We start from the raw sequence: 10,000 nt of genomic DNA, 5'->3' as shown, positions 1-10,000 counted from the left end.
ACGCGGTTTCGGCGACCACGGTCAGGTAGATGTTCGCCGAGGTGATCGCGTCACCGGTAATGAAGCCTTCGCCGAACTGACGGCCGATGGTGCCGGCGTAGTTGTTCGCGAACGCCTTCTCCGTCATATCGAACCCGGCGGGATCGATGTAGTTGTTCATGTACAGCTTCTTGAGGTTCATCTGGATCGTCGAGTGCCGAACCTCGTCGATCATCTGCACCGCGAGCCCGTTGTGAATCTCCGGGTTCGGCACCGCGTCGATGGCCATCGGCATCGCACGGGCGGCCGAAATCTCCGGGAACGGGATGATCGACAGGAACAGCTTCTGCCATTCGAGCCAGCGCTGCTGAACCTGGCGGAACATGTTGCCGCGGATGGCACCATCCATGGCACCGTACACGCGGTTGTCCTTCTCTTCCTCCATCGGGAAGTAGGACCGCATGATCTGCTTGAGAGGATCCTTCTTCGGAGCCTTCTCGAAGGTATAGTCGGTGCCGAACCGGGTGGCCGGGGTCGCGAAGGTCGGATCCCATGACAGTTCGGTGATCTTCGCGTGAGCCTTTGTCAGGCTTTGCCTACTCAATGTGCGCCTCCTGAATCGGGTGCCGGCCGAGTGCCGACGGTGGGGACGTTGTGCGATTGATTCAACCGCGTAATCCAGCTCACGAACGTCTCAGTGTGAGACAGCAGTCACATCGAACCGGTGTGTCGGGTGCCGACACCGATCCGGCACCCGGGACGGGGCCGACCTGCAACCGGGCCGATGGGATCACCTCCACAGAATTCTTTCGCCTCGGCGAAGGACGACAACCGAAGCGACCTTCGTGGGTGGGCAGTACTCGCTGGGCGTCCGCATCAACGAGCGGTAACCGTCGCGCATTCACGCGCAGGCGGATGGCCGCCCCACCCATCCGCACGAACGCCGAAAACCCGGGCGGCGATACGCCGGACTCGACGACGCTCGAGGAACTTCAACTCGAACGCGATGCGACAGTCGGCGTACTTGCCCTGCACGCCTGGCGAAAAGGCCACCGCCACTAGGCCACCGCCAATGGCACACTCGGAATATTCCGTGCAACGATGTAACGCGAAACCCGAGAATTCGGCATCGAGTTCGACTACGCCGCGATGTCGACGTATCAAAGTGAGACACCAACGAACCTGGCTGTGCTGCCATGCTTCCAGCCGGGAGTACTCATCCGACCAGCCCAGGTGACAGTGAGGAGCCATCGAGGACCAATCCCCACGAACTCAGCTGCGTACGGAAGCAGGTCGACCGCGGTGCCGGGAGGCGATTCACCCACCAGCGCGTCGACCACGGTTGCTGAACCATCCAGACTGGACGTGGTGCATATGCCCGGCGGCGCGCACCGAAGAAGACCCTGAACTGGGTACAGGGGATTCAACGCGCCGTCCTGCGGGCGTGCCGTCCGCCATACCGCGGAGATGGCGGGCGGCACGCAAGCTACGCAACGTAGCCCTCGCCGGCCCAGAACGAACACCGTAAATCCCGAGCCATCGGCCGCAACCGCGGCGCGGATTCTTCGCACCGTCGCACACCCGGACCGATTCACTCGTGACATCCCTTCTGGTCCACGCCGTCGTCGCAGTCCTACCGATCGCCCCGCACAACAGGCCCTCGAGGACACGATCGGTTCTTGCCCTCTCGGCCCGGACGTACGCAACCGAACGATGGATCACCGCCGATGGGCTCCGCCCTGAGGACATCGCCGAGACACGCAACACGGCACCTCATCCAGAAATGTCGATCGCGCGAATCGACACGTAAAAAGTTTCACGTCAAAGCGATTCATCCGTCACGTTCGGCGGACGGGGTGCCGTGCGATCGCCCCCGCATCGAAGAGAGGCGACTCCGCGGCCGTGCCCTCGTCGAGGACATCGAAGGCTCCGACCCGCAGTTGCGCGGCTGAGGGTTCGGACTTTCAGGGACAGTGCGGAAAATCGACCGCCACGGAGCGCCCCGAATTGCCGATGTCCGCATCGCGCTTCTGCGACGGAGGTATCGTGGTCTGCAGGGGTTACCTGAGAGATGGAAGTGACGGCTTCATGCCTTCCGGCGCCAAAGCGAACATAGGTAACCTCCCCCACGAACTGACGAGTTTCGTCGGTCGACGCCGTGAGATCGCCGAGGTCCGCCGGCTTCTCTCCGTGTCACGGCTCGTGACGTTGACGGGCATCGGCGGTGTGGGAAAGACGAGGCTCGCGCTGCGGGTCGCCGCCGATTCCGGGCGCGCATTCGACGAGGGTGTGTGGTTGGTCGGGCTGGCCGAACTGCACGACCCGGACAGGGTAGGCGACGCCGTGTCGTCGGCATTGCACCTGCGTGAAGGCTGGGACGCCGCACCCGAGACCCTCCTTGAAGGGGAGTTCACGACACGGAATCAGCTGCTCGTATTAGACAACTGCGAGCACCTCGTCGAACCGGTCGCCGACCTCACCCTCACCCTTCTCCGCGCCTGCCCGGAACTTCGGATTCTCGCAACCAGCCGGGAACCTCTCGGCATTGGCGGAGAAGCAGTGCTCAGGGTGCCACCCCTGACAACTCCGGAAACGACGGCGGTCGGTGGGGGTCTCGGTCACTACGAGGCAGTGAACCTCTTTGCCGAACGTGCGGCTATGGCGGTCCCGGGCTTCGCTGTCACCGAGCACAATCAGGATGTAGTCGCGGCGATCTGCCGGCGCCTGGACGGTCTGCCGCTCGCCATCGAATTGGCGGCAGTACGACTGAGGGTGATGTCGGTGGAGCAGATCCTGCAGCGGCTCACGGACCGGTTCGGTGTGCTGACCTCGGGCAGTCGGGGGGTGCCGGCCCGGCAGCAAACTCTGCAGTGCTGCATCGACTGGAGCCACGAATTGTGCACTCCGGCCGAGCGGACGATGTGGGGGCGGCTGGGGGTGTTCTCGGGTGGCTTCAAGCTCGACGCCGTTGAAGCGGTCTGCACCGACCCGCTGGTGGCGGGCCAGGTTGTGGATGTGGTGGGCTCGCTGATCGACAAGTCGATTCTGATTCGCGAAGCGGACTGCGCGGGGGCGGTGCGGTATCGGATGCTCGAGACGCTGCGCGACTACGCCACGGAACGATTGCAGGTGTCCGGCGACTTCGGAACGCTGTTGCGGCGGCACCGGAACTGGTTCGAACACTTGGTGCTGCGGGCGGAGTCCGACTGGATCAGCTCACGGCAGATAGCGTGGATCGGTTGCCTCGACGCAGAGGAACAGAACATCCGGGCTGCCCTGCAGTTCTGCCTGACCGGTCCGGAGGAGGCCGATGTGGGACTGCGCATCGCGGCAGCGTTGTACCCGTACTGGCGGGTGCGGGGCAGGGCGCCCGAGGGGATCCGTTGGCTTGTTCAACTTCTGGCTGTCCAGGATGGCACACCCAGTATGGGCCGGATCAAGGCGTTGCATGTGCTCAGTGTGCTGTCCGGGTTGCATGGTGACCCGGAGGCGTCGGCTTTTTACGCGGCGCGTGGAGGCGCGCTCGCGGCGCAGTTCGGCGATCGAACCACAAATGCCCTCATGGCCGAGGCCGTAGGCCATCACGCGCTGATCACTCGAGATCCCGTTACGGCGTGTAAACACTTCGAGTCCTCCCTCGCGGGGTTCCGCACCGACGGCAACCTGCTGTACAGGATCTGGTCCCTATTCGGGCTCGCGCTGGCCAGTCACGCGGACGGCAACTGGATCCGGAGCCAGGAGTGCCACCACGAGATCCTTACGATCACCGAATCGCGGGGCGAATCCATTTACCGGGGCTGGGCACTATGGGGCTTAGCGATGTGTGCCCGGGAACGGGGCGAGCACTCCCGTGCAACAGAACTCGTCACGCAGGGGCTACGGCTCGCGCTGTCGGGGGACGACCGCACGAGCGCTACGGGGTGTATTGACGTGCTCTCGTGGATCGCTGTGGATGAGGGAGCTCCCGAGCGCGCGGCCAGGCTGATGGGTTCAACCGAGGCTCTCACCCAAACGGTTGGTAGCCCCTACACCATCTACCCGAATCTGCGCCTCCCACATGACCGACTCGAGCAAAAGGCCCGTTCGGCGATCGGTGACCGCACGTTCGAGACGGAGTTCCGGCGCGGCCTCGGGATGCGATTCGAAGACGCCGCTAACTATGCACTCGATGCAAAGGGCCCGCCCAACACGTCCGAGGAGCCGGGACCCACAATTCTCACGCGTCGGGAACAACAGGTAGCCGAACTCGTCGCCGAAGGCCTCACCAACAAAGCCATCGCAGCCAAGCTCGTCATTTCGCAACGCACCGCACAAGGCCACGTGGAGAACATCCTCTCGAAGTTGGGATTCACCTGCCGCGCTCAGATCGCGGCATGGATGGTCGAGCAGACCCAGGGGCAGCAGTCCTAGCTTGTACGTCGCCGAAGAACCCACAAGCCGAGTGACATCGATGTCGACGGTGGTAGCGACGTGCTCGCAGAACATCGCGGCGTCGGTTCCAGCTGCCTCGCTTCCGGCGCGGAGTTCGCCATCCACAGACCGGTCCAGTTCCAGTCGACTTTTCGTACACCACATGGTCACGCTGCTGGTGACCGATAAGAACACGCCCGCGCAATGCCGTTGTCGAGGATGACTCCGCACCCGTCGAACCGGCAGCCCGCGCACCATTCGTTGCGGATCCGCGGCGGCGAAAGTCTTCGCGACTGGACCACCGTCGCCCTGCACGTACCTGACCTCGACCTCACCGCTTTGCGGCATCTGCATAGCTTCGCCCGTACTGACGCGAAATTGAGAAACCTGATAGGCCGCACAAAATTGTCAGCGGGTAAGCAGCCTGGAAATGTCACCAACGGCCCACATATCGTTCGACGTCTTCCCAGCTCAACGACCGAATCCTGCCCGAACACTGCTGATCCGTGAGGCCTGTCGCTGACATCGAGTGACGTTTCGCCAGGTCAACCTGCTGGCAATTTCGCGCGGCCTCTCACCTGCACCCGGGAAAAACAACGGACTCACGGACCCTCTCCATGGCATCGCTCCGCGTCACTCATGGTTTGTGCGCACTAGGCCTTGATAATTTCAGTTACCGCAGCTATCCCCACAAAACTCGACGTCAGCGCGTTTTTGCTCCGCAGAGTGTCGGTGTACTCGAATAATCTGCGTCGGTGACGATCGAACCGGTGAACGAGGCCCTGCGCGGGCCGGTAGCAGCACCCGCGGGTCCCGTGCTGCCGGAGAAGGTGGCGGCGCGGATCGACGGCGCCATGCAGCGTCCGGGCGGAGAACACCCGCCGCGCCTACACCTCGGATCGGGAGCGTTTCGTAACGTGGTGTTTCTCCCACGGGCGCACTCCCCTGCCGGCGCATCCGATGGTGGTGGCCGCGTATCTGCTTCCGCAGACACCTATACCTAGGACGGTAAGCGGGCCTACTCCCCGGCCACCCTGTCGCGCTGGGTCGGCGGGCACTCGCTGCGTGCCGGATTCGTCACCCAAGCGGTCCGCAACGGCCGCAACACGCAGGCGATCATGCGCCAGACCGGACACACGATGATCGAGGTCTACACCCGAGACAACGCGCCCGCTGATCGCGAACGCGGTCACCGACATCGGCCTCTGACAGTCCATTCGGTCGCAGTGCATCTGATGGCGCAGGCGGAGCCGATTGCGTGCGCAGGCCGCGCTCCTCCGTGTGCACCGGTGGTTCCCTGCACCACCGGCCCACTTGATGTCGGACACCGCCCCTACCCTTCCGGTAACAGCACCGCGAGCGCGGAGGGAGAGCAGGATGGCAGTCGTAGACGACGTTGTTCCGCTCCCCGGGATGCCCGCCGATCAGTTGGTCTCGGCGGTCGAACAACTCGCCCTGCTCGGTCAACCGCAACCGGTCCGGGTCCCCGAACGACTGTGGCGGTCCTGGCTCGACGACCCCTCGGCGCTCGCCCGGTTCGACGCCAAATGCTATGAGAGAGAATCGGACCGGTGCACGGTCTGGCTGGGCAGTGTCTCCTCCACCGGACACGGATCCTTCCGGGCCGCGAGCCTGCCCGGTCCCTCCCGCCGCAGCACCGTCCCGGCCCATTTGTTCGCGTATCAACGCGAATACGGGATCATTCCCCGGCTCGGGTGGTCCGGAGCGGAGGATGCGGTGCTGTGTCATCAGTGCGACTTCGCCGGTTGCGTCAATCCCCACCACCTGCGGTTGGGCACCAACGCCGTCAACCGCACCGAATACCACCTGCGCCGGCGCAACCTCGCCAGCCCCCTCGCCGACGTCCGAGGCCCGGCCGGGCGTACCCGCGCCATCGCCGCCGCGATCCGGACAGGCCTTCGCCGCGGCGAGGATTCGGAGAGCATCGAACAGCGGATCAGATTCGCCGAAGCGGCGGGATTGCCGCTGACCCCCTGGTAACGGTCGGCACAGCCCTAACTGCGTCCCGGCCCATGCAGAGTGGGAACTACCCACAGCCGTGTGGCCGCCGGGGTTTGTCGCGAGTGGGTGAGAGACTGCTCCGCGTGCATGCGTTCATCGACGAATCCAAGCGGGGCGAGTACGCCCTGTGCGCGGTGACGGTCGCGGCCGGCGACCTCACGGCCCTGCGGAAGCAGATGAACGCGCTCCGCCCGCCCGGGCACTCCCGTATCCATATGACCGGTGTCGGGAAGAAGCTGGCACCGAAGATCGTCGCCGAGGTCGCCCGGCTGGAGGCGAACAGCCGGATCTACGTGATGAGTTCCCGCAAGGTCAACGAGCGCCAGGCCCGCGACGTCACCCTGGCAGCCGCGGTGCGGGATCTAGCCCAGATGCCGGTGACGAACCTGGTCATCGAGTCGTGCGATCAGGACCACGAGGACAACCGCGTCATCCGCGACGAACTCGGCGCCGCAGCCCCGTTCCGGTACACCCACGATCGACCCTCGAACTCCCTCTTATGGATCCCGGATGTGCATGCCTGGGCGTGGGGCCGCGGCGGCAGCATGCGCGCGAAGATCGCCCACCGCATCACCGTCGTGCGGGTGTAGAGAACACGAGAACGCCCCTCGCATCACCGCCGTGCGGGTGTAGAGAACACGAGAACGCCCCTCGCATTGCGAGGGGCGTTCGTCGTATGTGGGTGGGCGCGCAAGGCTGGAAACCGCTGAGTGGGGCTGCCTACAGGGGTACTTACGCCCCGGAGACCTCCTACACGAACCACTTCCCTCGGCTACTGCCTCGGGCACCCACATTATGGCGGCGCCGGTGGCGTCGACGCAACCGCGAAGACGCACCCGCCCCGCACGGAAACCCTTCCCCCCGCATGATCACCGGCGGCAGGCCGCGTACCTGACCGCTCCGCACCGACGGGTCCGGCATGATTCGACCATGAAGGCCTCCCACCCCTCGGACCACATGCTCCGTGATCCGGTGCGACAGGAGCGACCGGAGCGAGCATCAGATGCCCAGCGCCACTTGGACCGGGCGTCACGGCACATGTGGGCGTTGTTCACCGACCGGTGCGCCGCCGCCGACCTCGAGCCGGCACCAGCCGACCCACCGACCCGGTCACCGTGGCCATGCTCCTCGCCGAAAACCCGGCCAACCGCCCATCGTCCACGCCTCTCTCCGAGACCCATCTTCGGTGACCGACTCCCCCGCCACCCGCGCCATTCGGTGCACCCCGCGTTCGGCGACGACACCCCAACCCACTGGGAGTGCGTGCACTCGAGCATGGGAGCGGCGATCGCGGTCGCCTGCAAGGACCCCGCAGCCGCCGAGGGGCTATTCACCCTCGCCCGCAACGGATGCCGCACCCCGGCTGCGGTGCTGCGGCTGCGGACCGAGTTCACCCAGCACGGCGTAATCCTCCCCGTTACCGACACCACCCCTTCCCAGCCGGAAAACACCCAGTCGCCAAGTTAGATTCACGGCATGAAATCCGCGCCCGCGCACGCCCGCCGCAAAGCCTGCCGCACCGCGCACGACGTGCAGACCCGATTGGCAACCGGCGCGAAAACGGTAATCCTCGACAGCCCACCCGAAACCACCATCGAACTGCGCGACCTCCCCGACGGCCTTACCCTGCGCGTCGAAGGCTCATCTCGCGTGCAGATCACCGACACCACCGATCGGCCGGAGAAACGCGCCCCGGCGATCGTGATCACCGGCGCCGCCCACGCCCAACTCTTCGGACACACCCGCGCCCACGCCTACACCACCGCCACCGTCGACGCCTTCGATCGCACCCGGGTCACCGCCCACAACCGTGCATCCATCTCTGCTGTCGACCACGCCCTCGTCCTCGCCGGCGAGAGCACCACCGTCTATGCCTACGACCACGCCGCCGTCCATGCGCACGACGACGCGCAGGTACACGCCACCGACGACACCCGCATTGTGCTGCACGGCAACGCCCACGCCGCGGCCGCCCGCGGTGTCACCATTTTCGGGCCCGCCCGCGCGAACGTCACGGTCGCCGCCAGATAACGCAGCGCGCCGACGACTTGAACCTGGACGACCGATGTCCGTTTTGTCTGTTGTTTACCGCGGTAAACAAACCATACCGATTGGTCTTGTTTGTTTACCGCGGTAAACAACCGGCACGAGCTACTTGCCGAGACCCCCTGAGGTCACTGATGAGGCGCGAACTCGGCCTGGCACTGCGGGCGCCTACCGCGTCAACACCTTCGCGCCGACCGGATCTTCGCGAAACCGCGAAGCCGTCGCCGACGGTCCACTCTCCGGCGACGGCCGAACCGAAGCTACGCCCGCCGATTGCGTCAGCCCCCGCGTGTCGGCCCCGCTCCAACTGCTGCGGTGCCGTACCGTGCATCCCGTCCGAAGTAGCCCACATAAGTGGGTGAAGCAAACGGAAAGGGTCCCATGACCATTCATGTCCTTCTCAACCAGAAGGGCGGCGTCGGAAAGAGTACCGTCGCCGTCAACCTCGCCGCCGTCACCGCGGACGTGCTCAACCAGGACGACGATCCCGATGCCACCTCCCCGGTTGCCGCCGTGTCTGTGGACCCGCAGGGCTCGGCGATCTGGTGGGCCGACCGCCTCGACAACCTGCCCTTCCACGTCGTGCAGGCCCACGACGACCTCACCGGGCTCCGTCAACTGGGTCAACTGCCCGGCATCCGCCACGTGTACGTCGACACCCCCGGCTGGATCGACCTCAACGCCGCCGACGACACCTCCGACCCGCTCGGTCGCGGCCCGGCCGCCGACGCCCTGCGGACGGTCCTCGAGGTTGCCGATCACGTCATCGTGCCGATGGAAACCGAACCACTGTCCTTTGACCCGACCGCCCGCACCATCCGAAAGATCCTCGAGCCCCGCGGAATTCCGTACACGGTGGTGATCAACAACTGGGATCCCCGCGACGGCAAACTCGACCTCGAGGAAACCAAGGACTTCGTCCGAGCGAACAAGTGGCCACTCGCGAAAACCGTCATCCGGCACTACAAGCTCCATGCCCGGGCCAGCGCCGACGGCCTGGTGGTCACCGAATACCCCGCCAACCGGGTGGCGCTACAGGCCCGAGAAGACTTCTACCGGCTGGCTTTGGAACTGCGAATCGACGGTGGTCGGTGATGGCACGCGGCACCCGCACCAACCTCGCCACCCTCGCCGGCGTCGTCGGCGAGAACTCCCCCGTCGACCGGCCCGCCGCCGGCGGGACACCCACCAACGTGCCCTTGAGTGAACTGGCACCGAATCCACGTAACCCACGTGATGACCTCGGCGATCTCAGCGATCTGGCCTCGATCACCGGCACTCAACTCCAACCCGCCCTGGTAGTTACCCGGGACGCCTATCTGCGGCTGTATCCGGAAGATGAAACCACGATCGGGCTCGCCCGATGGGTGGTGATCAACGGGTGCCGGCGCCTGGCCGCGGCCACCAACTTCGGCCGCCCCAACCTCGACATCGTCGTCAAAGACGAAGTCGCCAAGGACCGAGTCACCCTGCTCGCCGCGGCGGTCATCGAGAACGTCGGCCGCCGCGACTTCGACGTCATCGAAGAAGCCAAGGCCGTCGA

General features: G+C 65.2%; 7 protein-coding genes and 2 pseudogenes. 8 read left to right on the top strand and 1 reads right to left on the bottom strand.

Translation table 11 applies throughout. The features are described 5' to 3' along the window. Positions 1-583 (bottom strand): annotated as a pseudogene (locus MLGJGCBP_RS10780) (methane monooxygenase); the annotation flags it as partial. 1,484 nt (positions 584-2,067) lie between these two features. On the opposite strand from MLGJGCBP_RS10780, the gene MLGJGCBP_RS10775 reads away from it, so the two are divergent. The 8 genes and pseudogenes from MLGJGCBP_RS10775 to MLGJGCBP_RS10740 all read left to right on the top strand — a co-directional run. After that, positions 2,068-4,389, top strand: coding sequence for an ATP-binding protein (locus MLGJGCBP_RS10775; protein ID WP_160095452.1), 2,322 nt, complete (start codon positions 2,068-2,070; stop codon positions 4,387-4,389). 1,019 nt (positions 4,390-5,408) lie between these two features. After that, positions 5,409-5,598 (top strand): annotated as a pseudogene (locus tag MLGJGCBP_RS54260) (integrase); the annotation flags it as partial. A gap of 168 nt (positions 5,599-5,766) precedes the next feature. After that, the gene (locus tag MLGJGCBP_RS10765) at positions 5,767-6,390 is read left to right on the top strand and encodes a hypothetical protein (RefSeq protein ID WP_160095450.1); all 624 of its coding nucleotides are present in this window, start codon (positions 5,767-5,769) and stop codon (positions 6,388-6,390) included. An 83-nt stretch (positions 6,391-6,473) separates the two neighbouring features. Continuing rightward, complete coding sequence (locus tag MLGJGCBP_RS10760; protein WP_236581028.1) at positions 6,474-7,001, top strand: hypothetical protein; 528 nt, start codon at positions 6,474-6,476, stop codon at positions 6,999-7,001. 685 nt (positions 7,002-7,686) lie between these two features. Further along, positions 7,687-7,878, top strand: coding sequence for a hypothetical protein (locus MLGJGCBP_RS10755; RefSeq protein WP_236581027.1), 192 nt, complete (start codon positions 7,687-7,689; stop codon positions 7,876-7,878). A gap of 9 nt (positions 7,879-7,887) precedes the next feature. Then, positions 7,888-8,442, top strand: coding sequence for a hypothetical protein (locus tag MLGJGCBP_RS10750; protein ID WP_160095446.1), 555 nt, complete (start codon positions 7,888-7,890; stop codon positions 8,440-8,442). Positions 8,443-8,838: 396 nt separating this feature from the next. Next, positions 8,839-9,552 (top strand): ParA family protein, encoded by a 714-nt coding sequence (locus tag MLGJGCBP_RS10745; protein WP_159928204.1) that lies wholly within the window; start codon positions 8,839-8,841, stop codon positions 9,550-9,552. Then, positions 9,552-10,000 (top strand): ParB/RepB/Spo0J family partition protein (locus tag MLGJGCBP_RS10740; RefSeq protein WP_160095444.1); only part of this gene is annotated, 449 nt, incomplete at its 3' end. The genes MLGJGCBP_RS10745 and MLGJGCBP_RS10740, both read left to right, overlap by 1 nt.

Source organism: Rhodococcus sp. T7, from assembly GCF_009872365.1.
Taxonomy (GTDB): Bacteria; Actinomycetota; Actinomycetes; order Mycobacteriales; family Mycobacteriaceae; genus Rhodococcus_F.
Note: the sequence above shows the minus strand (reverse complement) of the source record. Positions and strands in the feature narration are given on the sequence as shown.